This window comes from Paraburkholderia sp. FT54 (assembly GCF_031585635.1).
In the GTDB taxonomy this organism is placed as follows: domain Bacteria; phylum Pseudomonadota; class Gammaproteobacteria; order Burkholderiales; family Burkholderiaceae; genus Paraburkholderia.
Genome location: NZ_CP134195.1, coordinates 2,088,384 through 2,114,227 on the forward strand (window position 1 = coordinate 2,088,384; position 25,844 = coordinate 2,114,227).

Consider the following 25,844-nt stretch of genomic DNA (forward strand, 5'->3'; position numbering starts at 1 on the left):
TTCGTTCAGACGGCGAGCGCCGTCGCGGGATGGGCTTGGTATGTTTGGCAGGGCGCCCGTGTGCTATTTCAGATTGTTGAGTTCGGCACGCGCGAGCGTCTCGACCGATTCCCATGCAACATCTTCACGTTCGAAGAAAGTGTCGAGTTTGATGCGTTCCTTACCCTTTGACGCGCCTTTCCGAATAATACACACGCTCGCCACCCAGCCATCGGCAACATGATCCTTGACCGTCATGTAAGCGTCGTGTGTCCTGCCTGAAATGATTCTGTCCGCCATGGTGCCGCCTGTTTGTTGAACGACAGCCACTGCGGCCGTCGTCGCTGCAAGATAAAGCTCGCGGTTCGTTGCCAACCGTCGGCGCCGCTATATCCCGAACTTATGTTCGGCAATGTATTTGTCGCCGTATGCGAGTGCGGCCGCATAGCCTTCCTCGCTAGTTGTAAAAACGCCAATGTCGTAGTGTTTGTCTGCAGAAGGAAGGCAACCTTCCACAGCATGCCGAAGATGAAAATCGAATCTCCCGTCCTGCAGTTCCTTGCATTCGGGTGTGAAAGTATGGATACGGGCCTGATACAGCTTCTGGATGTTTTGCCTCATGACGTGCTCCTGCATTTATTCCTTTGAATACTCCCATTCCTCGTCGGTGTCACGCAGACGAACGCCGGTGGCGAATAACGGTGCTGCCGTGCAGGTTTCTTCTGCTTCGCAGCATGGTTTCTCCACAGGGCGTGTCGGCGAGGGAGGCATGACGCCGCACCTCCGGTCTGAACTTCAAAGCGACGCGAGCCGCGTGACTTTGGTGCCTTGCAACGACGCAGCCGCCATCAGGCCGGTATTGGTCAGCACGAAAGCGAGTGCCAGAATCGACCCGGACGTACCCAGATGAAAGTTCGTCCAAGCATGATTTTCTCCCGCTGGTCGACGGATAGAAGACACGCTACGCGTACGCGCCGGAAAAAGCGGTACGACAACGTACAGACGTCTGTCCATGTTCAAACGCGCAATCGACGCTAATCTCGCCACATTCTCCTGACGGCCGACGAGCACTGTTGCGCTGACGCGGGTGGCAATCATCAGACGTGCCTTAAACCCTCACACCTGCGGCAGGGCGCGGATCGGCGCGTAATTTCGACGCGGCCTATAATCTTTCTGCGTATCGGCCAGATCTCGAGCACCTCGAAGATTACCGCGCGGCGGCGCGCTGCGGCACGGGCCCCAAAGGTGTTGGCGCATTCCTCCTTCTATCCATATTGACGCGTCAGGAAACCGTCGGCGAAAGCGGCGTGGTTCCGGACGAGCTGCGGAGAGTGTGAAATGTCTCAAGATCACCGCCAAAACAAAAATCATCTGCTGGCAGTGTTGCCTGAGCTGGAGTGGGGGCGTCTGGCGCCGCATCTGACACTCGTGGATATGCCGCTCGGCAGCGTGGTCTATGAATCCGGCGATCGCCTCAATTATGTTTATCTCCCGACCACCTGCATCGTGTCGCTGCTCTATGTGATGGAAGACGGTGCGTCCGCCGAGATCGCGATCGTCGGCAACGAGGGACTCATCGGCATTGCGCTTTTCATGGGGGGTGAGACCACGCCGAGCCGCGCGGTCGTACAAAGCGCGGGGGAGGCTTATCGACTGGACGCTCAAATCCTGAAAGAGGAATTTCATCGTGCAGGGCCCGTGCAGCGGCTATTGCTCCGCTATACGCAGGCGTTGATCACCCAGATGGCGCAGACCGCCGTATGTAACCGTCACCATTCGATCGACCAGCAGTTGTGCCGGTGGCTGCTGCTCAGCATCGACCGTCTCCCGTCAAACGAACTGAAGATGACGCAGGAACTGATCGCGAACATGCTGGGCGTGCGCCGCTCAGGCGTAACCGAAGCCGCACTGAAACTGCAGGATGCGGGTTTGATTCGGTACAGCCATGGTCACATCGAGGTATTGGATAGGCCGGGACTCGAAAAGCGGGTGTGCGAGTGTTATGGCGTAGTGAAGCGCGAATTCGACCGCTTGCTGCCCGCTTTGAAAGTGCTATAGAAACGGCGTGAGCGCATCCTGGCGCGGATTCAATTTAATGCAGCGGTCGGGATGACGAGCGAATTGCCATTCACACGTGGCTTTTCAAGTCAGCGTGAACGGAGAGCGAATTGAACGATCCTTTCAACCTTCAGCGCTTTGTCGATGCTCAGGATCCGTTGTACGCCCAGGTCTGTGACGAACTGCGCAGCGGGCGTAAGCGAAGCCACTGGATGTGGTTCGTGTTTCCGCAGATCCACGGACTTGGAGCGAGTGCAATGGCGCAGCGGTTCGCGATTTCGTCGCTGGCCGAGGCCGATGCTTATCTGCGGCATCCGATACTGGGCGAACGGCTGCGGCAATCGACCCAATACGTGAACGTTGTCGAAGGTCGACCAATCGAAGAAATTTTCGGCTATCCGGATTACCTGAAGTTTCACTCGTCGATGACGCTATTCGAGCGCACGGCGATCGACAAAGAGCCGTTTGCGGAGGCGCTGAGGAAGTACTTCCACGGGCAGGCCGATCCGCTGACGTTGGAACGCCTCTAGCACGCGCTTGCCGGATCGGCGCAGCCTGCCACGTCCCGCATTGATTCCGCCACCAGCCATCGGCCGCCGCTCGCGCGAACAGTTAAACCTTGTCCAGGACGCTTCGCGAGGGTACAAAGCATTGAACGCATCTGCGAGGCGGCCCGTGATCGATTGCGGGCGCTGTAAGCGATGTAATGTCAATGACGGACTGGAAAATCATGAACGAGAGAACATCAACTCAGCCGGCACAGATCGCAGCGTGCGCCGCCGGAGCGTAGTCGGGGGTCTGGTCTATATGTTCGAGCAGCTCATGCCGGACCCATTCGTCCTTGCCATTGGCTTGACGCTCGTGGTGATTCTGCTGGCGATGGCCTTCGCGCCGCATGCGTCGCTCGCTGTCATCCTGAGCGCCTGGTACGGCGGCACGTTCAACATTCTCGGCTTCGCGCTGCAGATGATCCTGATTCTCGCCACCGGCTATGCGATCGCCGACGCGCCCCTCGTCCAGCGCGGCCTGCGTGCGATGGCTGCGAGCGTGCGCACGCCGACCCGCGCCGCGCTGCTGGTGTTCCCGATCGTCGCGGTTGCCGCGTGGCTCAACTGGGGGCTGGGTCTGGTCGTCGGCGCGCTGCTGTCGCGCGAAATCGCGCGGCGCGTGAAGGTGGATTTCGCATGGCTCGTTGCGGGTAGCTACTCCGCGTGGTCGGTCTGCAATAGCGGCTTGTCCAGTTCGATCGCGTTGTCACAGGCATCGCACGGCAACGCATTGAACCTGGTCGAAAAAGCGACGGGACAGGTGATTCCGTTGAGTGAGACCGTGTTCGCGCCATTCGTCTTCATCCCGACCGTCCTGGTCGTTGTCGTGATGACGGCGATCTTCATCTGGATGCACCCGAAGCAGGAGCATGTGGTCGCCTTCAATGAAACGCACCCTGAGCCTGAAGCACCGACAGAAGCCGATCCGCATGCCAGGGACGCGAAGACATCGTCGTTCGCTGCCCGCGCCGAGCGCTCAATGCTCGGTACGTTAATCCTGCTGGCGCTGGGCGTGGGCTATCTCGCGCTGACATGGTCCAGCAAGGGCTTCGAGCTCGACATCAACACGACGATCCTGATCTTCCTGCTGGCAGGGCTCGCGCTGCAGCGCACACCGATCGCCTATGCCGATGCCATTCGCCGCGCCGCGCGGCAAACCGGATCGATGCTGCTTCAATATCCGATGTACGGCGGCATCATGGGCATCATGACCGGAACCGGACTCGCGTCGACGATTGCCAAGACGTTTGTGGCCATTGCCACCCCGGTGACGCTTCCCGTTTTGAGTTACTTCAGCTCGCTGATCATCACGCTGCTCATTCCCAGCGCCGGCGGACACTGGGCTGTACAGGGACCTTTTGTTCTTCCCGCCGCGCTCAGTCTGCATGCTTCCGTTCCACGCACGGCCATGGGCGTCGCCATGGCCGAAAACGTCTCGAACATGCTGCAACCTTTCTGGGCCGTACCCGTCGTGGCGATCGCCGGCATTCGCATCCAGCGGGTGATGGGCTACACAGCAATCACGTTTGCCGTCTCACTCGTCATCTATGCAGCGGCGCTTTGGCTGATTCCGTGATTCGCTCGCGCACGCGTCGGGCAAAAAAGCGACGGCGGCTGGGCATGACGTTTGCTCGATCTAGCATTCAACCGCGTGACCGAGGAGAACGTGATGGAAAAGACGAAGCAGGACAACAAGGCGACTGAATCCGCCGCGCACGACGCACTGGCCCTGCTCGAGGCAGATCATCGCGCTGTCGAAAAATTGTTCACGGCATTCAGGAAAGCCGGGGACGATGATCTTGAAGCGAAGTCGGCACTCGCGCAGCGCGCTTGCGAGGAGCTAGCCATTCACGCCATGCTCGAAGAGGAACTGCTCTATCCGGCTGCGCAGGAGGCGTTGCCTGACAGCGACAAGATCGACGTCGAAGAAGCGTACGTCGAGCATTTCCTCGTCAAAACGCTGATCGCGAAGTTCGAAACGCTGAAGGCGGGCGACAAGGGCTTCGACGCGACCTTCAAGGTGATGAGCGAGATGGTGGGACATCACGTCGAAGAGGAAGAAGGGGAACTCTTTCCGGAACTGCGCAAGTCAAATTGCAATCTCCGCGCGTTGGGCGAGAAGATGGCGAAACGCAAGGCGCAATTGCAGAGCAAGCTCGATGCGGTGGGCAGCAGATCGGTGGGCGACAAGACCGCGGTGCTTTAGGACCAGTGTCGCACGACGTCGAAACCGGAGGAGGGCACGGCGATGGAGAGCGAGCCAGTGGAACAAACCGGCGGATGTGCGTGCGGCGCGGTACGATTCCACGTCAGCGCGCGGCCGAGGCGAGTGTCGATATGCCACTGCATGACGTGTCGACGAATACATGGCAACGTGTTCGGCGGTTATGCCATGTTCGAGCGCAGCGCTGTGGCGTTTTCCGGTGCGACGCAGGCGTGGCAGAGTTCGCCCGGGGCGCGAAGGCATTTCTGCCCGACATGCGGATCGGTCGCGTTCATGGAATATCTCGACAGCGACGAATTGGACCTTCCGCTGGGTGGCTTCGACCGGGTCGGCCTGTATGAGCCGAGCTACGAGCTTTGGTGTTGTCACAAGGAGCCATGGCTGCCCGCCGGTGTGCGCGCGGAATATAACGAAGACAGACCCACGGCGGACGAGTAACGAACGTAGCGGTGGCGGAATGCCGGAACAAATATCGCGCGAGGCGTTGCGCCGCTGGCAGCGTTGACTGCGTGGCAAGAGGTTATTCGATCACGGCAAGCCCATGCAACGGCTGCCGATCAATCACTGTGTACGTTGCTTTAAAGGCGGGCGATCCCGCCGTCTATCTGATCAAACATGAACCGCAGGCGCGTCGCTCTCCCGGCAACAACGGGAAGCGATGTCTGCGCCGTTTCAAGTGCTGTCATACGCTGGCGCCAATAGACGAGTCCGAGCACACTATTGGCGACGAGTTGCGGGAATATGTGTTCGAGATGAGTCAGATCTTTTTCAAGCTGATGTTGCGTATTGGCCTGGTCACCATTCATGATTTTCTCCTGCCGATAAAGAACGGGCTCATCAACGGGATGTCGGCATCCGTCCCATAGCGTCGGGAACGGGGCGCATTCGTGGTTCGGGCACGGGTCCTCTTTGCGTGTCCGATATTTCTCGCACACGAACTCCCGCTAACACCGACGTCCGGACTAGTTGCGTTGCGGCGACCTCAGCAACGAAAGGCGGCGAGAGACGATTCGGACAGAACGATACAGAAACGCCTTCGTAGAGCGAGCGGCCAGCGCCGCCATTCTCTCTCCGGTCTTATGATCAAGCGTGCAGATCTGGAACGGCCGCGTGTCGGAAGGCCAAAGGCTGCATGGTTATCGAGTGGATGAGAGTCTGAACCTCGGCGTCAACTCTCTGCCAACGCCGCTGAATAACGCCATTTGCTTGCTTTCGAATCAATGCGGGCGTCGTTGACGCGTCGTATTTCCTCCCGTGCACGATCCGCCTGTTCGAGCGAGAGTGCCTGGGCCTGACGCGACAGAGCATACTCGCTCACATTGCCGGCCGTACGTGGTGCAGTTTTGATTTGTGATCGCATGATGATTCCAGAACGAGGGGCACTGAGCGCGACCCATCTACCGACTGTATACCCATCGCCCGGTGCAAGCACGCTTTCCTTTACAAAGGTCAAAAGCTGAACGGCCAGGGCCCATTTTTCTCGAGTGCGAAACGGCGACACGGTTGTCGGCTATGCGCAGCCTGGGTGCCATACGCTGCGGAAGTGGATGAGGTCGACCCTGCGATGTTTGAGTGCGTCCCGGAGCGAGCGCGGACGCCACGCGCCTTGAACGTACTTCGAACTAGAACAGCGGATGCTCGTGCGGATACAGCGCCGTCCTGAGAGCGAGGCCGCCGAGGACAACGAAGATGACAGCGGCCAGAATGTGGACCGCCTTGGTTGGCAGGCGGTCGGCGAACTTGTGTCCCAGGTAGATGACGGGCACGTTTGCCAACATCATGCCAAGCGTGGTGCCGGCGACCACCCCGAAAAACTCGTGAAATCGCGCGGCCAGGGCGATCGTCACAACCTGCGTCTTGTCACCCATCTCCGCGAGGAAAAACGTCAGCGCCGTGGTGCCGAACACCCCCATCGGATGCGTGGTCGAAACCGCCTCGGCCCCGTCGAGCTTGTCGGGGATCAGAATCCAGACGGCCATGACGGCAAACGATGCGACGACGGCCCAGTTCAGGACCGTGGGACTCAGTACGCTGGCAAGCCACGCGCCCAACGCGCCGGACGCAGCATGATTGACGAGCGTCGCGGCGAACACGCCGAGAATGATCGGAATGGGCTTGCGATACCTGGCGGCCAGCACCAGGGACAGCAGCTGGGTCTTGTCGCCTATTTCGGCTAGGCCGACCACACTGGTCGAAACGAGGAACGATTGCATGGTTTGTAGGCCGGGCCGCGCGATAAGTACACGATGACGCGCATTCCGGCGACCCGGTCAGGTCGGAATGCGAGTCATCGGTCTTGCCAGGCATCGTGCTGTGCACGCCATGGCGGTCTGTCGACCCCCAAGTATGTTGACGGGCACCCTCGATCATTGCGGTCGAGGCGGCTACTCCCCAATGAGTTGCGCGATTCTACAGTGTCCTGACAGAGTGACGCAAATCGTCAGCTTTCCGACAGGCGGCGCGATGAGCAGGATCTGCGCGGAGCCACGAACGCGGAATCCAGGAGAGGAGGCCGGCAAGGGCACACATTGGCGCGACGACGATCGAGGCGACCGTTCTACACAACGTTCTTATACGCGACTGTAGTGGACGCCGCCATTCCGCAGGGAACAAGAACTCGAAAGTCGCGCGCATTCCTCAACAGGATTGACGATGTTCGTGGCAACGCGTCCGCGCCGACATTTCCATTTCGGGTTGACACCGATGAGCGTCATTGGTGCAGCTTCCCCGCAGTCTCAATCGCGGCGGACATCGTTTCAAGGAAATCTTCACGCCGCTTGTCCGCCTCGAACGACGGCCAACTAATATCTTTTGCGACCTAATTCCACCGAAAAAATATATTGGACGTCTTAAGTGTCCTCTCGCACTATTCGTACCTTCCCAGCCGCACGCGCGCGCCATTGCGAGCCACTGGCGGCACTCGGTGCGCCGTCACCATCCGTAACGGTGCTTGCCGGCCTGGGCACAATTCCAGTCTTGACGACCCCAATACCTGAGGACACAGATGCCTGACTATCGATCGCGAACTTCGACCCATGGCCGCAACATGGCCGGCGCCCGCGCCTTGTGGCGCGCCACCGGAATGAAGGACGGTGATTTCGGCAAGCCCATTATTGCGGTGGTGAACTCGTTCACGCAGTTCGTGCCGGGCCATGTGCATCTGCGCGACCTGGGCGCGCTGGTGGCGAGAGAGATCGAAGCGGCCGGCGGTGTCGCCAAGGAATTCAACACCATCGCCGTGGATGACGGCATCGCCATGGGTCACGGCGGCATGCTGTATTCGCTGCCCTCGCGCGAACTGATTGCCGACTCGGTGGAATACATGGTCAACGCGCACTGCGCCGACGCCATGGTCTGCATCTCCAACTGCGACAAGATCACGCCGGGCATGCTGATGGCCGCCATGCGCCTGAACATCCCCGTCGTCTTCGTCTCCGGTGGTCCGATGGAAGCGGGCAAGGTCAAATCGCCGACCGATGGTCAGGTGATCGCCAAGATCGACCTGATCGACGCAATGATCAAAGCGGCCGACCCGAAGATCAGCGACGCTGAAGTGGCGGAAGTCGAGCGCAACGCCTGCCCGACGTGCGGCTCGTGCTCGGGTATGTTCACCGCGAACTCCATGAACTGTCTGACCGAAGCGATCGGTCTGGCGTTGCCCGGCAACGGCACGATCGTCGCCACGCATGCATGGCGCAAGGGTCTGTTCGAGCAGGCCGGCCGCCTCGTGGTGGATCTGTGCCGCCGCTACTATCAGGAAGAAGACACGTCGGTCCTGCCGCGCAGCATCGCCAGCAAGCAGGCGTTCGAGAACGCCATGACGCTCGACGTGGCCATGGGCGGTTCGACCAATACGGTGCTGCACCTGCTGGCAGCGGCGCAGGAAGCCGGCGTCGACTTTACGATGTCGGATATCGATCGCATCTCGCGCAAGGTGCCGTGCCTGTGCAAGGCGGCGCCCGCCACCGACAAATACCATATCGAAGACGTGCATCGTGCCGGCGGCATTCTCGGCATTCTCGGCGAACTGGCGCGTGCGGATCTGCTCGACCTGTCGTGCGGCAACGTGCATAGCGGCACGCTGGGCAATGCCATCGCCAGATGGGACGTCGCCGGCGGCGCGGGCGAAGAAGCGCAGAAGTTCTTCCGCGCGGCTCCCGGCGGCATTCCGACCACCGTTGCGTTCAGCCAGGAAGCCACGTTCGCGTCGCTGGATACCGACCGCAAGACCGGTTGCATCCGCAGCAAGCAGAACGCGTATTCGAAAGACGGCGGCCTCGCCGTGCTCTACGGCAATCTCGCGGAGAAGGGCTGTATCGTCAAGACCGCGGGTGTCGACGAATCGCAATGGATTTTCTCCGGGCGCGCGCGCGTCTTCGAGAGCCAGGACGACGCAGTGGAAGCCATTCTGGGCGACAAGGTCGTGGCGGGCGACGTGGTCGTGATCCGCTACGAAGGCCCCAAGGGCGGCCCCGGCATGCAGGAAATGCTTTACCCCACGTCGTATCTGAAATCCAAGGGCCTGGGCAAGACCTGCGCGCTGTTTACCGACGGCCGTTTCTCCGGCGGTTCGTCGGGGCTGGTGATCGGACACGCGTCGCCCGAAGCCGCCGAAGGCGGCACGATCGGTCTGGTGGAAGAGGGCGATGTGATCGAAATCGACATTCCTCACCGCAAGATGCATCTGGTGGTGTCGGACGAGGAATTGGCGCGCCGTCGCAAAGCCATGGAGGCACTCGGCGACAAGGCCTGGCTGCCGGTGAACCGTGAACGCGTGGTGTCGCAAGCGTTGCAGGCCTACGCCGCGCTGGCGACCTCGGCCGACCGTGGCGCGGTGCGGGATATCTCGCAACTCAAGCGCAAGTGAGGCGGGACGGCTCTGGCGCTGTGAGGCGATCAGGGCCGAAGGGATCGATAGGCGGCGTGCTGCCTATCGGTCGCGGCGCAATGAGACCGGCCTACCGGCTCGATACGCATCGTAGAAACAGAACCCCGATATTTGTTCGTCATGCCAGGGGTGTCATCGCCGGTGCGATGAGGCGGGACCGCTCCGTACCGTGATGCCGCAGCCATCAGGACGACGCGAGGCGACGCGGGACAACGCGAATCACGCTATCGCGCTGGCGCGCGCGCTCACGCATGAGTCGCGGAACGATGACGGCGTGGGCCAGTGTATGAAGCGCTGCTTCGGCGGGACGGGTTCCTGCCATCGCCCAGAATCCGGATCGGACGGCGGGCAAGCGGCTCTCGTCGCCGCAAAACAACGCGGCTTCGACACGCGACGTATTGGCCGAAGCTCGAATCGCCTCATTCGCACCTACGCAGTTCCAGCAGAAGGATCCCAGCGCTCGAGACGAGGATTTGACGAGATGGATGATCATGCCGGCGCCGTCCCCATCCCGATGACGGGCGATCTCCCAGGAGAGCAGGCCGTCGAATACCGGCAGACCAGGGGTCCATGCATCGACCTCGGACTCGGCAAAGCCCCACAAGCGCAAGCCGACGCGCAACGCGGCGCCTTCGGCGGGTAGCGGCCGATTGTCACGACGTCCGCTGATTTCAAGCGCGTTGGAATTGAGATTTCGCATACTGTCGTACTCCTTGCTGTTCAGTAGGTTGATAGTGTGGCGGCCCATAGAGTCAAATCGTGTCCCGATCGATCCACAATTTTTTTCGTTGTCCACCAAAGCGTTCGATCCTCGTTGCCTTTCGAAAATGATCCATGACGCTTAATGCGAGATCTGTCAGGACGCATTCGAAGAACGCTTGTTGGAGCGATATTCCGTGGGCGTTGTCGCGAGGTATTTGCGGAACAGCTTCGCGAGTTGTCCGCCGCTGCCTATCCCGCAGCGGCGCGCAATCTTGTCGACCGGCAGCGTTGTCTCGGCAAGGAGTCGGCAACTCGTATCAAGCCGCACATACACCAGGTAGTCTGACGGCGTCACACCTATCTCGGCTTTGAAGCGTCGCAGAAAATTGCGCTCGCTCATGGCAGCGAAATGCGCTGCTTCGTCGATTGCAATCGGCCGGTCGCTGTTCTCTTCAAGCCACCGCGCCGAGTTCCGGATTCTCTCGCTCACATCTCGCGAGGCCGCTCTGTATAGGAACGCTGTGAATCGCGTCGATGCGGGCGGTGCGACGCACTCGGCGGCTTTACGCGCGATCTCCGCGCCGAGATCGTCCTGAATGACACTCAACGCACTCTGCAGCGCGCTCGCTGCATCACGTAACGCCTTCGGATCGAGACCCTCGCGGCGCTTGACGTACGGCGTGCCGTCGGCGGCAAGTCCGATACCTGATGCATGCGCAAATCCGGCCGCTTCGAGCAGCAACTGACCCTCGGCGATGGGGAGCACCAGATCGCTGTGGAAGTAGGCTTGGCGGAGCCACATCAGCAACCGTTCATCACGGACGGCGCTCTGTATGCCCGTGCCGCCGGCGATGAACAAAGCATCGAAACTCAGGGCCTGGCGGCATGCCTCCACACTGTCAGTCCAGACAAATACCGACGATGAGCTGGCGATCCGGCCGCCGGCAGTCGACAGCAGCCGGACCTCATAGCGCGTGGCATTGCGTGGCGAACTGTCGGCAAGCGCATTGGCCGACTGAAACGCTTCGACAATCGATGCTGTTTCAGGAAGCGCAAAGCCGTTGAATAAGGCAATGCCAATGTGTTTCACTGTGTTTGTGTCGGGCAGAGTGTGTCCTTTTAGGGCGGTGATATCTCGAACGTCGGCAAAGCAATGCATCCCGCTTTACTGCGGAAGTCAAATCCCTTCCAATTCAAGCTGGTGAATCTCACTGCCTGTTGTGCACAAAAGAAAATCACCAGGCTTAAGGGAATGGGCTCGATCAGACGGTTTGCCCATTTCATTTCCTCGTGTTCGAAGTCGGCACAGCGAGAAGATAACCGTGCGTTCGGACAATCGCTGTCCCATTCAACTTTCGAGTTCGTCCGTCATATCGAGACACTTTTTGTCCCGTTGGAGCGGCGGGGGAGCCGGAGCGAATTCTGTCGGTCGGGCGACCTGAAAAAATGAAAATCGATCTTTGATACGGTCGCTTAAGATTTGCCGCTGTTTGCCGTTAACAACGATGTCGTAACGCCTACAACTTATCGAAAGTTCCTCTGCATGGACATTCTTGACAGCAAGATCATCAGCGTATTGCCCAATGCCGACTCGAGCGCTGAGTATCTCAGCACGCCGGCTGTCCACAAGAAGCTGGAAATGATTGAATCTGCCGCGCCTGTTATAAAAACAGTGCAGCGACGGCTGGAGAAGCTGCAACTCGAGGGCTTCGTCGAAATGGAGAAGCGCGGCGCGGCGTGGTACTGGCGCAAGGGCGCCGGTGCGGGTGGCATGGCGGGGAAATCCGGCGCGATCATGACGCGCGAGGAAGCGCTTGCCCTGCACATGCTGCGCAGCTTTACGTCGCGGCAGATCCCGACCCTCGTCGCAGAGGCGCTTTCCGATCTGTTCAAGGTCGCGGAAAAACGGCTCGAAGTAGCGGTGACCGAAGATGAACGTCGTTACAGGCGATGGGCGGACAAGGTTGCGGTAGAACACAGCGGATTCGCGCTGCGTTATCCAGCGATCGATGCAGAGATCTTCGCCATCGTGTCCCAGGCACTCTTTCACGAACGCAAACTGGAAATCGTCTATCGCCCGCGCTCCAACGTGACGAATGACAAGTGCAAGGTCATCCTGCCGCTCGGTCTGGTCGAAGTAGGCGGCCTCGTCTACCTGATCGGCGGCACCGAGGGCCGTCCTAATCCGACGATGTACCGGCTGGACCGGCTGGCGAGGGTGAAGATGATGCTGGAGTCATTTTCGTATCCTCGTTCCTTCAAGCTCGACGACTATGTGAAGCAGCAGAGGCAGTTCGATTTCATGGTCGAGGGCGAAGTCACGCTCAAGCTGCGGTTCCTGAACGGCGCCGGCGATCACCTTCTCGAGGCGCCTTTCGCGGCGGACCAGGATGCCCGGCAGAACGGCGATGGGCTCGAAGTGCAGGGCACTGTATTGCTGAGCCAGCGCTTGCGCTGGTGGCTGCGCTCCTTTGGGCCTTACGTCGAAGTGATCGGACCGCGGAGTCTGCGCGCGGAGTTCGCGCAGGAAGCGCTTGCGCTGGCGAAGATCTACCAGCATTAAGCCCGGCAACATGCATCGGCTGCCCATTCAATAATATGGCTCGAATATTTCCCGACGGATGGGATACCCTGCGCCTGAGTGGCGGTGCGCGGCGCGAAGTCGAAACGCTGGCGCTGCTCAAGGCCACACTTGCCGATACGTACACGGTGTATCACGGCGTGCACTGGACCAAGCTGCGCAGCGGCTTCGCGGTGTTCGGCGAAGCAGACTTCATTGTTGTCAGCCCCTCGGGCCGACTCGCTGTGATCGAGCAGAAATCAGGCTTGCTCGAGGAGACAGAAGGCGGGCTGGTAAAAACGTACGCCGCAAAACCAAAAAATATCGCGGCACAGATTTCGCGCACGGTCGCCGGCTTGCATAGCCGTCTGACGGCGGCCTTTGGTTCGAACACTTACCGCATTGAAGAACTGCTTTACTGTCCTGACTATCAGGTTCGCAATCGCGCAATCGCGGGCGTGAACCCGTCCAGAATCGTCGACGCTTCGCAGCGAGACAAATTGGCTGAGATCATCGAAGCGATGATGCCGGAAGACGAGGCGCCTCTGCCGAGCCGTGACCAGATTCACGGATTTCTGGCCAACGAATTGGCGCTTGTCCCCGATGCGGGCGCCATGATCGGTCAAGCGGCGAAGCTCGTTACGCGTGTGTCGGAAGGGCTCGCCAGTTGGGCGCGCTGCATCGAGTTCCAGCCGTTTCGGCTGCGCGTAGTCGGCACCGCCGGTTCAGGCAAGACGCAGCTCGCTATCCGCGTGCTGGAGGACGCGGCGCGGATGCGGCTTCGTGCCCTCTACGTCTGCTACAACCGTCCCCTCGCCGATCACGTTCGGCGGATTGCGCCGCAAGACGTCACGATCATGTCGTTTCATCAACTGTGCGAAGCCGTTGCGAACCAGGCAGGCGTAAAGGTCGACTTCAACGACGCGCGCGCGTTCCACTCGCTCGAGCAGGCGTTCCTGAGCGGCACGATAAGCGTAGATTTGCAGTTCGACGTGATCATAGTCGACGAAGGCCAGGACTTTATTCAGGCCTGGGTAGAGCCGCTTGAGCGGTTGCTGAAGGCTGGCGGTCGCTGGTGGTGGCTTGAAGACCCAATGCAAAACCTCTACAGACGGGAGGCTATCGCGCTGCCCGGCTGGGTGGAGGTCCGCGCCACGTCGAACTATCGAAGCCCGCGCGATATCGTGCGCTTTCTCGGGCAACTCACCAGCACGCCGACAGCGATTGAAGCAGCGAGCCCATTCGATGGGTCGGATATCGGCGTGATTTCCTATCCGGGAGCAAGCGCGCTACAGGCAACCCGCGACGCGTTAGCTGAGGCACTGGCACTCGGATTTCGCCCGCAGGACATTGCCGTGCTGACTTTCCAGGGGAGGGAGAAGTCGGTGTTCCCCGTGCTCGATCAACTTGGAAAACATCGTCTGCGAAGCTTTACAGGTCACTACGATGCAGCAGGCACGCCGCTCTATCGTGACGGGGACATCCTGTTCGACTCGGTGTTTCGCTTCAAGGGGCAATGCGCACCGTGCGTCATTCTGACTGAAATAGATTTTGAAGTTCTGGATGAGGCGGCGCTGAAGCGGCTCTTCGTGGGGGCGACGCGAGCCACCATGAAGTTGCTGCTCGTCATTTCGGAGAGGGCGGCGGGTGAGGTGATTGGGAGGCTTTGAGGTTGGCCGCTGTGACGCGCCCGCGTCACAGCCAGGTCACTTCGGCTCAGGTTTGGAATCATCCCAGTTCATTCGGTGGCGATCGACGGTTTCGCGATGGCGCACATCGTCTTCGGTATGGAGGTAGAGACTGGTGGTGTTGAGTGACACGTGGCCCAGGTTGTCGCGGATCGTGCGCAGATCCACGCCGCCGTCTGCTTGATGCGAACCCGCGGTATGCCGAAGCCAGTGCGCAGACGCTCGCTCCAGTTCGTCCGCCCGATCGGAGAATTCGGCGCCTTTGGCGCGCAACCAGATGGCAGCATTGCCAAAAATGCTCTTGATCGCGTCGTGAATGGCAGAACGGGACAAGCATCGGTTCCGGCCTCGGAATGGAATGACCAACGGTGTTTCTTCATCCCGGGCGGGCAGTGGCGCCAAGCCATGTCCAGTGCGGTATAGCCGCATTTCCTGTATCAGTTCGGGCGAGGCGGGGACAATGCGCTCCTTGTTTCCCTTGCCGAGTGTTTCAAGCCACCACTGGTCCTGGCCGTCGGCACCCAGCCGCCGGGAGAAGGCCCCCATTTTCCCGCCGGCAACTTCCGATATGCGCATGCCCTGGAGGTAGAAAAGTGTCGTCAACCAGCGGCAACGGGCGTAATAGGCCCGCTCATCAGCAGTCTCCCGCGGCAATTGCTCGACAAATACCTTCACTTCATCCCACAGCGACGTCGACAGGTAACGCGTCACTCGCGGCGCGGAGCGTTTTGCCCGTTGCCGCAGCAACGCCATCGGATTGCCGCGCAGATATCCGGCGTTGACCAGCCACGTGAACATCGCATTCAGGATGATCAGCGCCTGGCGCTGACTCGCCGGCGACAGCGGTCCGTTGAGCGGGCGCCAGCGTTCGTCGCCGCGCGGATATTTGCCGCCGGTGGTCGATACCCAACGACTCTCCGGCTGAGGATCGACGAGAAACGCCTTGAACATGAGCAGATCCTCATGCGTCAACGATGACAGCGGTTTGCCGAGTTGCACGACGGCCCAGAGCAGTAGCCGCTCAGCTTCTTTCCGGTAGTTGTCGAACGTCGTCCTGGTGTCCGCGTAGTTCGAAAGCCAGGCGCGGACGGCGTCCAGATCGTTGGTGGCCGACAGCTGTGAGCCACCGGCTGCGCCACGGTTGGTGCCGTCGCGGCCATCGAGCATTTCGGGAACGACGAGCGATTCGACGGGCTGAACGGTGGCAAGTTGAGCATCAGGCACGGTTTTGAAGGCTCCAAAGGCAAGGCTCGACGCATATGACGTCTGATACACCATACACGACATTATAGTACTAATGTCGTGTACAAACTAGCGCAAGTTGGTTATTTAACATTATATGTTGTATTATCAACACATTCATCTTGATCCGCCGCCCAAGGATTCCCATGCCTCTCGAAACCGACATTGCAGCTCTACGAGAACGCGTCCCGGACACGCAAGAGCTGTATCGCGAGGTCTGCGCGCTGATGTTCTTCCGTTACGGAGAAACGCCGACGGCGAACAAGCTGTATCAACTCGTTCGCAAAGGCAGCATGAGCGCTCCGGCAAAAGCCTTGCGCGATTTCTGGACGGAAGTCAGGGACAAGACGCGGGTCGACGTCGGGCAACCGGATCTGCCGGCCGAAGTCGCAACCGCCGCCGGCGAATTGGCGGCGACCCTCTGGCGGCTATCCAGCGACGCGGCAAACGCCGCACTGGAAGTCTTCAGGCGCGATGCCCAGCACGAGCTTGAGGCGGCGCGCGAACATGTTCAGGACACGGTTGCGGAACACGAGGCAGCGGTCAACGCCGCCGAGCAGGCGTCCCGGGAAGCGGCAGATCTGCGCATTGAAAACGCCAGGCTGCTCGCCCGGCTGGTCGAACTGGAAACGGCCAAAACCATGTTGACGGATCAGCTTGCGCAGTCCAGAAATGAAAGCGCAGTCGCCTCCACGGCGTTGTCGGACGCCAGACGGGAATTCGCCGAGGAATTGGGCAAGCTGCGTGTCATGCACAATCAGAGCGAGCAGCGCCTGGCGGCGACCGAAAAGCGGGCGCTGCTGGAGATCGACAGCGAGCGGGCGGCGGCGCGCCAGACGCGCCAGGAGCTGCAGGCCGCTATCGATCGGATGGCCGCGGCCCAGGCCACGCATCAGGCGGAGCGGGACCAGTTGCGCGATGCCCTCAGCGCGGCGAAAACACAGTTGACGGCTTCCATGACACGTTGCGCGAGCGTCGAAGGAGAGCTGGCGTCACGGCAAATTGCGCTCGACCAACAAATAGCCGCAAGCGAGCTCCTTCGTAAAAAGCTTGAAGCGCTGTCTCGCCAGCTGGTAGAAAGCGGGCGCCCTCCTGCCTCCTCACTCCCTCTTCGCCGCCCGTCGTCAGCCAGGCGGCGCGGCGTGCGCCGCGAGTTGAAGTTCACCGAAACAGCGATCCGCAGGTCATCCACGGAAGGCGGCTGAAACACCCGGCGCAAAGCGCGGTGCACACCTGTGATTGCACACCTCACGCAAACGCAATGCAATGCAACGCAACGTGCCGCCGCTCCCGGCGTCAGAATGTCCCGCGCGGCGCCGCTCACCGAACATCCGCCTTGACGATTACAGCCTGCAATACCGCGGAACGGGACTTGCGACAGGCGAAGCACGCATGCGACAGACGACCGGCATATGGCTCAGCCCAGATGCCCCGACCGTCGCCGCTTCAATCGCTTCCAAGGGAGATAGTGATGTCCGAAACCGTCGGCGACTTCATCATCGAACGACTGCACGCGTGGGGCGTGCGCCGCATTTACGGTTATCCGGGCGACGGCATCAATGGCGTGTTCGGCGCCCTCAACCGCGCCCAGGCCGATTCCAGAAAACATCGCAGGGACAAGGACAAGGACAAAGACCAGCCGGCCCCGATCGAATTCATCCAGGTGCGCCACGAGGAAATGGCCGCGTTCATGGCCACGGCTCACGCCAAATTCACCGGCGAACTCGGCGTGTGTATCGCCACCTCGGGCCCCGGCGCCTCGCATCTGATCACCGGCCTCTACGACGCGAGGATGGACCACATGCCGGTCCTTGCCATAGCCGGCCAGCAAGCCCGCGCCGCCCTCGGCGGCCACTACCAGCTCGCACCTTTGGTCGTCGCATAAGCGATCAGGCCGGGATCGGGATGATCCGCGTTGATCGACGACGTATTCACGATCGACGCCCCGGTCGTTGCAGAGGCGCGTATCTGTCGCACTCGGTGCATGCGGGCATCGTCTCGATCGACGTGGGCCAGCGCAACGCGGCGCTGTCACTCGGGCTCACGCCGTCCGCCCGTGCCACCGGGACGCAGACACATACGGTATCGATACGACGCGCGGCAAGGAAGATCACGCAGGAAAAAACCGGTTTTCAGGCCGCGGCAAACCGAGATTCTCGCGCAGCGTCGCGCCTTCATACTCGCGCCGGAACAGCCCTCGCTGCTGCAACTCGGGAATGACTTTATCGACGAAATCGTCGAGGCCGGCGGGAAGATGCGAGAACATTACATTGAATCCGTCCGAGCCCTCTTCCACCAACCACTGCTCCATCTGATCCGCAATCGTCGCGGCCGTCCCGACCATCTCCAGTCCCGAGTAGCCGCCGATGCGCTGTGCGAGTTGACGAATCGTCAGCCCATCACGCTGCGCCCATTCGAGCACCCGTTGCCGCGCCGTGCGGCTCGCATTGGTCTCGGGGATGTCGGGCAGCGGGCCGTCCGGATCGAGGCCGGACACGTCGTGCCCCAATGCAATCGACAACGAAGCGATGCCGCTCTCGTAGTGAACAAACGTGTCGAGCCGCGCGCGCGTTTCCAGCGCTTCATCCAAAGTATCGCCAACCACCACGAAGGCGGCCGGCAGGATTTTCATATGATCGCGTTGCCGCCCGAGTCTTTCCATGCGGCCTTTCACATCGCTGTAGAAGTGCTTTCCGTCTTCGAGGCGGGTTTGGGCGGTGAACACCACCTCGGCGGTTTCGGCGGCGATCTGGCGCCCTGCTTCCGACGATCCAGCCTGCACGATGACGGGCCAGCCTTGAACGGGGCGTGCGATATTCAACGGACCGCGCACCGAAAAGTTCTCGCTCTTATAGTTGAGCACGTGCAGTTTTTGCGGATCGAAGAATGTACCGGTTGCCGTATCGCGGATAAAAGCGTCGTCGGCCCAACTGTCCCAGAGGCCGGTGACCACATCGAAGAACTCGCGGGCGCGCCGATACCGCTCGTCGTGCTCCACATGCTCGTCGAGCCCGAAATTGAGCGCGGCGTCCGGGTTCGACGTCGTCACGAGATTCCATCCCGCGCGGCCGCCGCTGATGTGGTCCAGCGAGGCGAAGCGCCGGGCCACGTGATAAGGCGCGTCGAACGTGGTGGACGCCGTGGCGACCAGCCCCAGCCTTTCGGTCACCGCCGCCAGCGCCGGCAACAGCGTCAGCGGTTCGAACGAAGTGACCGTGTGGCTGTGCTTGAGCGCATCGAGCGGCATATTGAGCACTGCCAGATGGTCGGCCATGAAGAATGCGTCGAAGCGGCCGCGTTCGAGTGTCTGCGCGAAACGCTTCAGATGGCCGAAATTGAAGTTGGCGTCCGGATAGGCGCCGGGATAGCGCCATGCGCCGGTATGGATCGTCGTGGGGCGCATGAAGGCGCCGAGGCGAAGCTGACGTGACATGTGCCGATCTCCATCGCAAACAGGTCGCGCCAGTTTAATCGCGCTTCGTCAAGACTGCTTGCGGCCGGTTCGCACGCCGCTGCGCGCGGGCGGCACCGATCGCCGCCCACCAGGCGCGAATGGCAGCAAACAGCGTATCACTGGCACGCTTTGCCGGTCGAATGCTACTCACCCGGAAGCGACTCGGACGGATACTTGGGCAACAGGCCGCTGCCAGAGCGACATGAAATCCACCGCCTCACGAGGCACCATCTTTCGTCCAGGAGAGATTCGATGAGTACGACCATTGCCGGCATTCAGATTCCAGACAGCCGCCTCGCGAGGGCAGCAACCGATCTGGTCCGCGACACCGAGAACGATCTGCTTTTCAATCACTCGCGGCGCGTGTTCCTGTGGGGTGCGTTGACAGGCGTGCGCCGCAACCTGGCGTACGACCCCGAGTTGTTGTACATCGGCGCGATGTTTCATGACATGGGCCTCACGCCGGACTACAGCAGCAAAACGGATCGCTTCGAAGTGGACGGCGCCAATGCCGCGCGCGACTTTCTCAAGAGCTACGGCGTCAACGACTACGACATCGAACAGGTCTGGTTGTCGATCGCACTTCACACCACGCCGGGCGTCCCCGAGCATCTGAAGCCAGTCGTTTCGCTGGTGACGGCGGGCGTCGAGATGGACGTGCTGGGTATGCGGTATCACGACTTCGACGACGCGCAACGCGTCAGCGTGGTGGCCGCGCATCCGCGGGAGCAGGACTTCAAGAACCAGATCATCGACGCGTTTGCGCAGGGCACGATCAGCAAGCCCGAAACCACATTCGGCAACGTGAAAGCCGATGTCCTCGAGATGAAAGACCCCAGCTACAAGCGGCTGAATTTCTGCAAGATCATTCTCGGCTCGGCATGGGACGACAGCAACGCGGGTCACGTCCATCACGCGGCATGCAATCACGGGCCGGCGGCGTAATAACTGCCTGCGCAAAATGGTCGGCGCTTTGCGTGCCGGCCAATTCAGGACTCAGGGCGTGCGGAACGCGAGGCCCATGAGGCGCCGCATCTGTCGGCGCGGCATTGATTGACCCGGCCATTGCCACCCCTGCTTCACGATCTGTCCGACGGTCGCGGCGTCAGCATCAGCGCCAGCACCGCGACGCCGAGCACCAGCAACACGCCGCCATAGAGCATGGCATTGCGTATGTCGAATAGCACGCCATGAATGACCATCGCCATGCCGGCCAGCGCGACGAACACCGCGATGGCCGCGAATACGATCCGACGTTCGGCGCGAATCATGGCGCTCTCCCGCAAGATGTTAATGCCGTATGACGAACAGGAACGATGGAAGATCTCGAACTCGTGCGTCGTGCGACGGAAACCTCAATCTATCGTAGGTGGCGAAAAGGCAATAGTAAATACCGGTAAGCATGCCGCTCGCCACCTGTGCCGCAGTCAATGGCCACCCGCTCCCGCCGCCGCGGCCGAACTCGCGCGATCCGGTTTCGTCACCCAGATCAACGGGATGATCAGCACGAAAATCACCGCCGACAGCCAGAAAATATCGTTCAGTCCCAGCATCGCCGCCTGCGCATTCATCGAGCGTTCGAAGAACGCCATGGCCTGCGCCTGACCGCCTCCCAACGAACTTTGCAGCGCATCCAGCGCCCACGTGTAAACCGGATTGTTCACGCTCGTCTGCTCGGCCAGTTGCGCATGATGCAGGATCGTCCGGTCGTTCCATCCCGTCGAAGCCAGCGACGTACCCACCGCGCCGGCGAACACCCGCACGAAATTCGACAGGCCCGCCGCGGCTGGAATCCGGTCGGGCGTGAGGCCCGACAGAATGATCGCGGTCAGCGGCACGAAGAAGAGCGCGGTCGGGAAACCTTGCAGCAACGTCGGCAGGACCAGCGTCCACGTGTCCACACCGGTGGTGTAGTTCGAGCGCATGAAGAACACGCCGGCGAAACCGACGAACGCCAGCGTCGCCAGCACGCGCGCATCCGACTTCGGCATGATCTTCGCCATGACCGGCGCGAGCAGCACGGCGAAGATGCCAAGCGGCGCCATCGCCAGACCGGCATCGACGGAACGGTAGTTCAGATACGCCTGCATCCACTGCGGCAACAGCACGAGGTTGGAGAAAAACACCGCGTACGCTACCGAAATCGCGATCGTGCCGCCGAGGAAATTGCGTTTGCCGAACAGTCTCAAGTCGACGATCGGGTTCTTCTCAGTCAGCTCCCAGATCACGAAGAACGCGAAGCTGATCGCCGCGAACACCGTCAGGGCGACGATCACCGGCGAGCCGAACCAGTCGAGATCCTTGCCCTTGTCGAGCATGATCTGCAACGAGCCGACCCACGCGATCAGCGAGATCAGGCCGACCTTGTCGATCGGCAGCCGCTTGGTCGGGGTTTCACGGGTGCGATAGATCGCCCACGTCACGCCGGCCGCGAACAGGCCCACCGGAATGTTGATGTAGAAGATCCATGACCAGCTATAGCTGTCGGTGATCCAGCCGCCGAGCGCCGGGCCCGCAATCGGGCCGACGGTCGCGGTCATCGCCCACAAGGCGAGCGCGGTCGAGGATTTCTCCTTCGGATACGAGCCGAGCAGAATCGCTTGCGACAATGGAATCAACGGACCCGCCACCGCCCCCTGCAGAATCCGCGCGGCGAGCAACACCGGCAGATTCGGCGCGATTCCGCACAGCCACGAGGACAGCACGAACAACAGAATCGCCCACACGAACAGCTTGATCTGCCCAACGCGCTGCGTGAGCCAGCCGGTCAACGGAATTGCGATCGCGTTGGCGGCGGCGAACAGCGTGATCACCCACGTGCCCTCGTCCACCGAAACGCCGAGATTGCCGGCGATAGTCGGAATCGCCACGTTCGCAATGGATGAATCCAGCACGTTCATAAACGTGGCGAGCGCCACGGCAAGCGTCGCCAGCACCAGCTTGCCGCCGGTCAGCGGTGGCAGCGTGGCGGGCTTCGTCGATCCATTCATTTCATCACCTGTCGAGGAAGGCAAAACTATCTGACTTATCAGTTAAATGCACAAAAAAACCGGTACTCGGTAGCCGCAGGTTCAGCCTGCTTTGCGTACGGCGTTTTTCTGCGTGGGACTCGCGGCCATCTCGCGCTTCGCCGGCATGTTTTGGGCGATGATCCGCGCGATTTCAGCGTCGGCCTCGTCGCCGTACTGCGCGAATACGTCGGTGTGATACGAGGTGTTGACCGCCGCGCCGAGTTGAGCGCCCGTTTCCTTGTGGGTGTCGACGTCGACCTGCATCGACAGACCGATCCTCAATGGATGCGCATTCAATTCACTTTGGTCGAGCTGGATCCGCGCCGGCAGACGTTGCACGACCTTGATCCAGTTGCCGGTGGCGTTCTGCGCGGGCAGCGTGGCGAATGCGGCGCCCGTGCCCGCCGAGAAGCCCACCACCCGGCCGTGATATTTGACGCCGGAACCGTACACGTCCGCGGTGAGTGTGACGGGTTGGCCGATGCGCATGTGCCTGAGCTGCCCTTCCTTGAAGTTCGCGTCGACCCACACGCCGTCGAGCGGCACGATCGCCATCAACGGGTTGCCCGGCGCCACGCGCTGGCCGACCTGCACCGAGCGGCGCGCCACATAGCCGGTGACGGGCGCGGGCAAGGTGTTGCGCGCGTAATTCAGGTACGCGTCGCGCACTTTCGAGGCCGCGGCCTGCACGTTCGGATGCTGTTCGATCGATGTGCGGTCGGTCAGCGCGTGGTTGGCCTCGGCCTGCTGACGGGCGGCGTCGAGCGCGGCCTGCGCGGAGCTGACGGCGTCGCGGGCATGGGCGATGTCCTCGCCGGACACCGCGCCCGTTTCAGCCACGGCCTGCCGACGCTTCAGGTCGTCGTTGGCGCGGGCCAGATCCGATTGACGTTGCGCGATGGTCGCCGCATAGAAATCGTTGTTCACGTACAGACCGCTCACCTGCCGCACGGTCTGGCCGAGCGTCGCTTCCGCATTCGACAAGGCGACTTTCGCGTCGGCGTTATCCAGGGTGACGATGGGCGCGCCCTGCTTGACGATCTGCGTGTCGTCGGCGTTGACCGCGACTACGGTGCCGCTCACTTGCGGCGTCAGTTGCACGAGGTTGCCGCTCACATACGCGTCGTCGGTGGACTGGTAGTAGCGGCCGACCGTGAAGTAGTACGCGCCGTAGCCGGCGCCGGCCAGCACGACGCTGGCCGCCAGCAGGGCGAGCAGCAGCTTGCGCTTCGTGGGGGCCTGCGCTTGCAGCGGTTGGTCCGCGTCCGCCGTCGCGCGGCCGGTGTTGATCGTGTCGCTCATGATATGGCTCCTGACAGATAAGAAAAGTGTCGCGATGGCGGCTCAGCGCGCGGCGACGACTGGATTGACGGATGTGGATTGAACGGCCGCACTGCCGCGAGCGACGGAATCGGCGTTATCGACATAACCGCCGCCGAGCGCCGCGGCCAACGCGATCTGCTGATCGCGCCGGTTCATCTTCAGATTCGCGACCTGCTGGTCGGCGACGAGCGCGGTGGTGTCGGCGTTCAGCACCGTCAACTGATTCGCAAGGCCGGCCTTGTATTGCGTGAGCGCCAACTGATCGGCGCTGCGGGCGGCTTCCTGAGCGGCTTGCGCGTCGCTGAGCTGCTCGTCTGTCGAACGGATTTGCGCGAGTTGCGTCGCGACTTCGGACAAGGCGGTGACGAGCGTCTGGTTATACGTGGCGACCGCGTAGTCGAAATCGGCGTAGCGTCCTTTCAATTGCGCGCGCAATTGACCGCCGTCGAAAATCGGCAGATGGATCGCCGGTCCGACCGACGCCGTGCGGCTCGCTGCCGTCAGGAAGCGGCCGAACCCGAACGCATCGAGACCGATCGCGGCGCTCAGATTGATGTCGGGATAGAACTCGGCCTTGGCCTCTTTGACGTCGTGCGTGAACGCGTCGACCCGCCATTTCGCCGCGACCAGGTCCGGGCGGCGGCTCACCAGATCGGCCGGCAGGTTGTCGGGCAGCCGCACTTCGTCGCCCACGCCGAGCGTCGGCCGTGCGATAGCGAGGCCGCGGTCCGGCCCGGCGCCAAGCAAGGCGGCCAGTTGATAGCGCGTCGTCACGATACTGCCGTCGATCGAAGCGAGCGTCGCGCGGCTGGTGGCGAGATTCGCCTGGGCCGTCTTGCGTTCCACTTGCGTGTCGAGACCCGTTGCAATGCGGCCGGCGGTAATGCGGTCGATCTGTTCGCGCTGCGCGATTTCCTCCTGCGCGATGTCACGCAACGCATAGAGCCGCGCAAGCTGGTTATAAGCGCGCGCGGTGGCCGACGTGAGAGACAGCTTGACGACTTCCTCGTCCGCCTGGGTCGCCTGCAATTGCGACAGCGAGGCTTTCAGCGCTTCGCGATTCTTGCCCCACAGATCGAGATCGTAGGAAGCGGACAACAAGCCCTTGTTCTCCGATTGCCACGAACCGCCATACGGCGGCGGCACGAGCGTCGTAGCTGAATACTGTTGACGCGTGAACGAATAGGTCGCGCCGACTTGCGGCATGGTGTTCGCCTTCGCCGTATCGCTGTACGCGGCGGCCGCCGCGACGCGGGCGCGGGCCTGCTCGACCGACGGATTGCCTGTCAGCGCTTCGGCAAGCAAGGCTTTCAGTTGCGCGTCGCCGAACTGGTCGGCCCAATCGGCGGACGGCCAATGACCGTTGTCCTGCGCAATGCTTTGTCGAGTCGCGTAGGACTGCGGCTGCGCCATCTGCTTGTCGCTCGAGATGCCGGCGTAATTCGCGCAAGCCGACAGCACCGCCGCGAAGATCACCGTCACGCCAGCCTTTGCGATCCGCGACCTGGCGAGCCGTGGATTTAACTGTGATTTCATTTTCTGACCTGTCAGATATATGAGTGAAAAAATCGCTGCAGCGTCCGCAGCATGGTTTGCCTGGCCTCGCCTACGGGGCGAGAAACTTGTTCAGCAGACGGCGCAACTCTTCAAATTCGGCTTTCGTAAACTTCTTCAGACGCCGGTTCAGCACCACTGGGACAATCGCGGGAAGCTGCGCGGCGACCGCTTCGCCCTCTTTCGTCAGTTTCAGGTTGACGACGCGGCGGTCTTCGATGCTGCGCGAGCGTTCCAGCAAACCCTTGGCTTCCAGCTTGTCGAGCATGCGCGTCATCAGGCCGGTGTCGATGCCGAGCAGCCGCGACAGTTCGAACGGCGTGGTGGCGGCGCCCCGGCGCATGGACAGCAGAATGCCCATCTGCTGGCTGGTGATGTCCAGATCCTTCAGCGCGGTGTCCATTTCGGTGACCAGCAAGTTACGTGCTTTGTTGATCGAGAAACCAACGCTCAGCGTCAGGCTGAAATTTTCCGGCGTGTAGTGATTCATTCATGCCTCCCGTTCGATGCGCTGAACTTTATCTGCATAGTCAGATATTGTCAAAGATCGATTCCGACACAGGACTGTTTCAGTCAGGTGCACAATCGCGCCCCTTCCATAGCGCCCGGTAGC

25 protein-coding genes, 2 pseudogenes and 1 riboswitch are annotated in these 25,844 nt (G+C 61.1%); of the genes and pseudogenes, 11 read left to right on the forward strand and 16 right to left on the reverse strand.

Annotated features, from left to right (window positions below):
- Positions 1-63 precede the first annotated feature (63 nt).
- The 3 genes from RI103_RS09790 to RI103_RS09800 form a co-directional block, all read right to left on the reverse strand.
- A complete protein-coding gene (locus RI103_RS09790) occupies positions 64-354 on the reverse strand; it encodes a hypothetical protein (RefSeq protein WP_310815132.1) in 291 nt (96 codons plus the stop codon).
- Between the two features lie 12 nt (positions 355-366).
- Entirely contained in the window at positions 367-600 is a 234-nt protein-coding gene (locus RI103_RS09795) for a hypothetical protein (protein ID WP_310815133.1), read from the reverse strand.
- 174 nt (positions 601-774) lie between these two features.
- Positions 775-1,077, reverse strand: a complete 303-nt coding sequence (locus RI103_RS09800; protein WP_310815134.1) for a hypothetical protein — start codon at positions 1,075-1,077, stop codon at positions 775-777.
- Positions 1,078-1,317: 240 nt separating this feature from the next.
- Here RI103_RS09800 and RI103_RS09805 point away from each other — a divergent pair, with 240 nt between their 5' ends.
- The 5 genes from RI103_RS09805 to RI103_RS09825 all read left to right on the forward strand — a co-directional run bounded on the left by RI103_RS09805 (position 1,318) and on the right by RI103_RS09825 (position 5,247).
- Positions 1,318-2,037 (forward strand): Crp/Fnr family transcriptional regulator, encoded by a 720-nt coding sequence (locus tag RI103_RS09805; protein ID WP_310815135.1) that lies wholly within the window; start codon positions 1,318-1,320, stop codon positions 2,035-2,037.
- 110 nt (positions 2,038-2,147) lie between these two features.
- Complete coding sequence (locus RI103_RS09810) at positions 2,148-2,567, forward strand: DUF1810 domain-containing protein (RefSeq protein ID WP_310815136.1); 420 nt, start codon at positions 2,148-2,150, stop codon at positions 2,565-2,567.
- Between the two features lie 292 nt (positions 2,568-2,859).
- Positions 2,860-4,161 (forward strand): TIGR00366 family protein, encoded by a 1,302-nt coding sequence (locus RI103_RS09815; protein WP_310815137.1) that lies wholly within the window; start codon positions 2,860-2,862, stop codon positions 4,159-4,161.
- Between the two features lie 93 nt (positions 4,162-4,254).
- Positions 4,255-4,791: a hemerythrin domain-containing protein gene (locus tag RI103_RS09820; protein ID WP_310815138.1), complete on the forward strand. Its 537-nt coding sequence runs from the start codon at positions 4,255-4,257 to the stop codon at positions 4,789-4,791.
- A gap of 42 nt (positions 4,792-4,833) precedes the next feature.
- A complete protein-coding gene (locus RI103_RS09825; protein WP_310815139.1) occupies positions 4,834-5,247 on the forward strand; it encodes a GFA family protein in 414 nt (137 codons plus the stop codon).
- 140 nt (positions 5,248-5,387) lie between these two features.
- Here the strand turns inward: RI103_RS09825 and RI103_RS09830 are convergent, their stop codons facing one another.
- The 3 genes from RI103_RS09830 to RI103_RS09840 all read right to left on the reverse strand — a co-directional run bounded on the left by RI103_RS09830 (position 5,388) and on the right by RI103_RS09840 (position 7,022).
- A complete protein-coding gene (locus tag RI103_RS09830) occupies positions 5,388-5,615 on the reverse strand; it encodes a hypothetical protein (protein WP_310815140.1) in 228 nt (75 codons plus the stop codon).
- A gap of 362 nt (positions 5,616-5,977) precedes the next feature.
- Positions 5,978-6,169, reverse strand: coding sequence for a hypothetical protein (locus RI103_RS09835; RefSeq protein ID WP_310815141.1), 192 nt, complete (start codon positions 6,167-6,169; stop codon positions 5,978-5,980).
- Between the two features lie 262 nt (positions 6,170-6,431).
- Positions 6,432-7,022 carry a TMEM165/GDT1 family protein gene (locus RI103_RS09840; RefSeq protein WP_310815142.1) on the reverse strand — a complete coding sequence of 197 codons (591 nt, stop codon included), beginning with the start codon at positions 7,020-7,022 and terminating at the stop codon, positions 6,432-6,434.
- Positions 7,023-7,050: 28 nt separating this feature from the next.
- Positions 7,051-7,214, reverse strand: a riboswitch (yybP-ykoY riboswitch).
- 599 nt (positions 7,215-7,813) lie between these two features.
- Between RI103_RS09840 and ilvD the strand changes: the two genes are divergently transcribed.
- Complete coding sequence (ilvD, locus tag RI103_RS09845; protein WP_310815143.1) at positions 7,814-9,676, forward strand: dihydroxy-acid dehydratase; 1,863 nt, start codon at positions 7,814-7,816, stop codon at positions 9,674-9,676.
- 205 nt (positions 9,677-9,881) lie between these two features.
- Here ilvD and RI103_RS09850 read toward each other — a convergent pair whose 3' ends face one another.
- Positions 9,882-10,493 (reverse strand): hypothetical protein, encoded by a 612-nt coding sequence (locus RI103_RS09850; protein WP_310815144.1) that lies wholly within the window; start codon positions 10,491-10,493, stop codon positions 9,882-9,884.
- A 60-nt stretch (positions 10,494-10,553) separates the two neighbouring features.
- The gene (locus RI103_RS09855) at positions 10,554-11,558 is read right to left on the reverse strand and encodes a helix-turn-helix domain-containing protein (protein ID WP_310815145.1); all 1,005 of its coding nucleotides are present in this window, start codon (positions 11,556-11,558) and stop codon (positions 10,554-10,556) included.
- 384 nt (positions 11,559-11,942) lie between these two features.
- Between RI103_RS09855 and RI103_RS09860 the strand changes: the two genes are divergently transcribed.
- Both RI103_RS09860 and RI103_RS09865 read left to right on the forward strand, forming a co-directional pair.
- Positions 11,943-12,962, forward strand: a complete 1,020-nt coding sequence (locus tag RI103_RS09860) for a WYL domain-containing protein (RefSeq protein WP_310815146.1) — start codon at positions 11,943-11,945, stop codon at positions 12,960-12,962.
- Between the two features lie 35 nt (positions 12,963-12,997).
- A complete protein-coding gene (locus RI103_RS09865) occupies positions 12,998-14,629 on the forward strand; it encodes an ATP-binding domain-containing protein (RefSeq protein ID WP_310815206.1) in 1,632 nt (543 codons plus the stop codon).
- A 36-nt stretch (positions 14,630-14,665) separates the two neighbouring features.
- On the opposite strand, the gene RI103_RS09870 is transcribed toward RI103_RS09865, so the two are convergent.
- Positions 14,666-15,925, reverse strand: coding sequence for a tyrosine-type recombinase/integrase (locus RI103_RS09870; protein ID WP_310815147.1), 1,260 nt, complete (start codon positions 15,923-15,925; stop codon positions 14,666-14,668).
- A 110-nt stretch (positions 15,926-16,035) separates the two neighbouring features.
- Between RI103_RS09870 and RI103_RS09875 the strand changes: the two genes are divergently transcribed.
- Positions 16,036-17,094, forward strand: a complete 1,059-nt coding sequence (locus tag RI103_RS09875; protein ID WP_310815148.1) for a DNA-binding protein — start codon at positions 16,036-16,038, stop codon at positions 17,092-17,094.
- A 266-nt stretch (positions 17,095-17,360) separates the two neighbouring features.
- Positions 17,361-17,750, forward strand: a pseudogene (locus RI103_RS09880) (thiamine pyrophosphate-binding protein); the annotation flags it as partial.
- A 2-nt stretch (positions 17,751-17,752) separates the two neighbouring features.
- Here the strand turns inward: RI103_RS09880 and RI103_RS09885 are convergent.
- Together RI103_RS09885 and RI103_RS09890 are read right to left on the reverse strand one after the other, a co-directional pair.
- A pseudogene (locus RI103_RS09885) lies at positions 17,753-17,836 on the reverse strand (NAD(P)-dependent oxidoreductase); the annotation flags it as partial.
- 163 nt (positions 17,837-17,999) lie between these two features.
- Positions 18,000-19,322, reverse strand: a complete 1,323-nt coding sequence (locus RI103_RS09890; protein WP_310815149.1) for an LLM class flavin-dependent oxidoreductase — start codon at positions 19,320-19,322, stop codon at positions 18,000-18,002.
- Positions 19,323-19,595: 273 nt separating this feature from the next.
- Here RI103_RS09890 and RI103_RS09895 point away from each other — a divergent pair, with 273 nt between their 5' ends.
- The gene (locus tag RI103_RS09895) at positions 19,596-20,288 is read left to right on the forward strand and encodes an HD domain-containing protein (RefSeq protein WP_310811880.1); all 693 of its coding nucleotides are present in this window, start codon (positions 19,596-19,598) and stop codon (positions 20,286-20,288) included.
- A 134-nt stretch (positions 20,289-20,422) separates the two neighbouring features.
- On the opposite strand, the gene RI103_RS09900 is transcribed toward RI103_RS09895, so the two are convergent.
- The 5 genes from RI103_RS09900 to RI103_RS09920 all read right to left on the reverse strand — a co-directional run bounded on the left by RI103_RS09900 (position 20,423) and on the right by RI103_RS09920 (position 25,721).
- Positions 20,423-20,614: a DUF2964 family protein gene (locus RI103_RS09900; protein WP_310811881.1), complete on the reverse strand. Its 192-nt coding sequence runs from the start codon at positions 20,612-20,614 to the stop codon at positions 20,423-20,425.
- Between the two features lie 156 nt (positions 20,615-20,770).
- Positions 20,771-22,333, reverse strand: a complete 1,563-nt coding sequence (locus RI103_RS09905; protein ID WP_310811882.1) for a DHA2 family efflux MFS transporter permease subunit — start codon at positions 22,331-22,333, stop codon at positions 20,771-20,773.
- An 81-nt stretch (positions 22,334-22,414) separates the two neighbouring features.
- Positions 22,415-23,656 carry an HlyD family efflux transporter periplasmic adaptor subunit gene (locus RI103_RS09910; RefSeq protein WP_310811883.1) on the reverse strand — a complete coding sequence of 414 codons (1,242 nt, stop codon included), beginning with the start codon at positions 23,654-23,656 and terminating at the stop codon, positions 22,415-22,417.
- A gap of 42 nt (positions 23,657-23,698) precedes the next feature.
- Complete coding sequence (locus RI103_RS09915; RefSeq protein ID WP_310811884.1) at positions 23,699-25,213, reverse strand: efflux transporter outer membrane subunit; 1,515 nt, start codon at positions 25,211-25,213, stop codon at positions 23,699-23,701.
- 70 nt (positions 25,214-25,283) lie between these two features.
- Complete coding sequence (locus RI103_RS09920) at positions 25,284-25,721, reverse strand: MarR family transcriptional regulator (RefSeq protein WP_310811885.1); 438 nt, start codon at positions 25,719-25,721, stop codon at positions 25,284-25,286.
- Positions 25,722-25,844 lie beyond the last annotated feature (123 nt).

What these genes read in the sequence shown, in the direction of transcription:
- RI103_RS09895 (WP_310811880.1), top strand. Translation starts at nt 19,596, where the DNA reads ATGAGTACGACCATTGCCGGCATTCAGATTCCAGACAGCCGCCTCGCG.
- RI103_RS09870 (WP_310815147.1), bottom strand. Translation starts at nt 15,925, where the DNA reads ATGGTGTATCAGACGTCATATGCGTCGAGCCTTGCCTTTGGAGCCTTC.
- RI103_RS09815 (WP_310815137.1), top strand. Translation starts at nt 2,860, where the DNA reads ATGCCGGACCCATTCGTCCTTGCCATTGGCTTGACGCTCGTGGTGATT.
- RI103_RS09825 (WP_310815139.1), top strand. Translation starts at nt 4,834, where the DNA reads ATGGAGAGCGAGCCAGTGGAACAAACCGGCGGATGTGCGTGCGGCGCG.
- RI103_RS09795 (WP_310815133.1), bottom strand. Translation starts at nt 600, where the DNA reads ATGAGGCAAAACATCCAGAAGCTGTATCAGGCCCGTATCCATACTTTC.
- RI103_RS09830 (WP_310815140.1), bottom strand. Translation starts at nt 5,615, where the DNA reads ATGAATGGTGACCAGGCCAATACGCAACATCAGCTTGAAAAAGATCTG.
- RI103_RS09805 (WP_310815135.1), top strand. Translation starts at nt 1,318, where the DNA reads ATGTCTCAAGATCACCGCCAAAACAAAAATCATCTGCTGGCAGTGTTG.
- RI103_RS09860 (WP_310815146.1), top strand. Translation starts at nt 11,943, where the DNA reads ATGGACATTCTTGACAGCAAGATCATCAGCGTATTGCCCAATGCCGAC.
- RI103_RS09875 (WP_310815148.1), top strand. Translation starts at nt 16,036, where the DNA reads ATGCCTCTCGAAACCGACATTGCAGCTCTACGAGAACGCGTCCCGGAC.
- RI103_RS09840 (WP_310815142.1), bottom strand. Translation starts at nt 7,022, where the DNA reads ATGCAATCGTTCCTCGTTTCGACCAGTGTGGTCGGCCTAGCCGAAATA.
- RI103_RS09920 (WP_310811885.1), bottom strand. Translation starts at nt 25,721, where the DNA reads ATGAATCACTACACGCCGGAAAATTTCAGCCTGACGCTGAGCGTTGGT.
- RI103_RS09905 (WP_310811882.1), bottom strand. Translation starts at nt 22,333, where the DNA reads ATGAATGGATCGACGAAGCCCGCCACGCTGCCACCGCTGACCGGCGGC.
- RI103_RS09915 (WP_310811884.1), bottom strand. Translation starts at nt 25,213, where the DNA reads ATGAAATCACAGTTAAATCCACGGCTCGCCAGGTCGCGGATCGCAAAG.
- ilvD (WP_310815143.1), top strand. Translation starts at nt 7,814, where the DNA reads ATGCCTGACTATCGATCGCGAACTTCGACCCATGGCCGCAACATGGCC.
- RI103_RS09865 (WP_310815206.1), top strand. Translation starts at nt 12,998, where the DNA reads ATGGCTCGAATATTTCCCGACGGATGGGATACCCTGCGCCTGAGTGGC.
- RI103_RS09900 (WP_310811881.1), bottom strand. Translation starts at nt 20,614, where the DNA reads ATGATTCGCGCCGAACGTCGGATCGTATTCGCGGCCATCGCGGTGTTC.
- RI103_RS09890 (WP_310815149.1), bottom strand. Translation starts at nt 19,322, where the DNA reads ATGTCACGTCAGCTTCGCCTCGGCGCCTTCATGCGCCCCACGACGATC.
- RI103_RS09835 (WP_310815141.1), bottom strand. Translation starts at nt 6,169, where the DNA reads ATGCGATCACAAATCAAAACTGCACCACGTACGGCCGGCAATGTGAGC.
- RI103_RS09855 (WP_310815145.1), bottom strand. Translation starts at nt 11,558, where the DNA reads ATGCATTGCTTTGCCGACGTTCGAGATATCACCGCCCTAAAAGGACAC.
- RI103_RS09910 (WP_310811883.1), bottom strand. Translation starts at nt 23,656, where the DNA reads ATGAGCGACACGATCAACACCGGCCGCGCGACGGCGGACGCGGACCAA.
- RI103_RS09820 (WP_310815138.1), top strand. Translation starts at nt 4,255, where the DNA reads ATGGAAAAGACGAAGCAGGACAACAAGGCGACTGAATCCGCCGCGCAC.
- RI103_RS09800 (WP_310815134.1), bottom strand. Translation starts at nt 1,077, where the DNA reads ATGATTGCCACCCGCGTCAGCGCAACAGTGCTCGTCGGCCGTCAGGAG.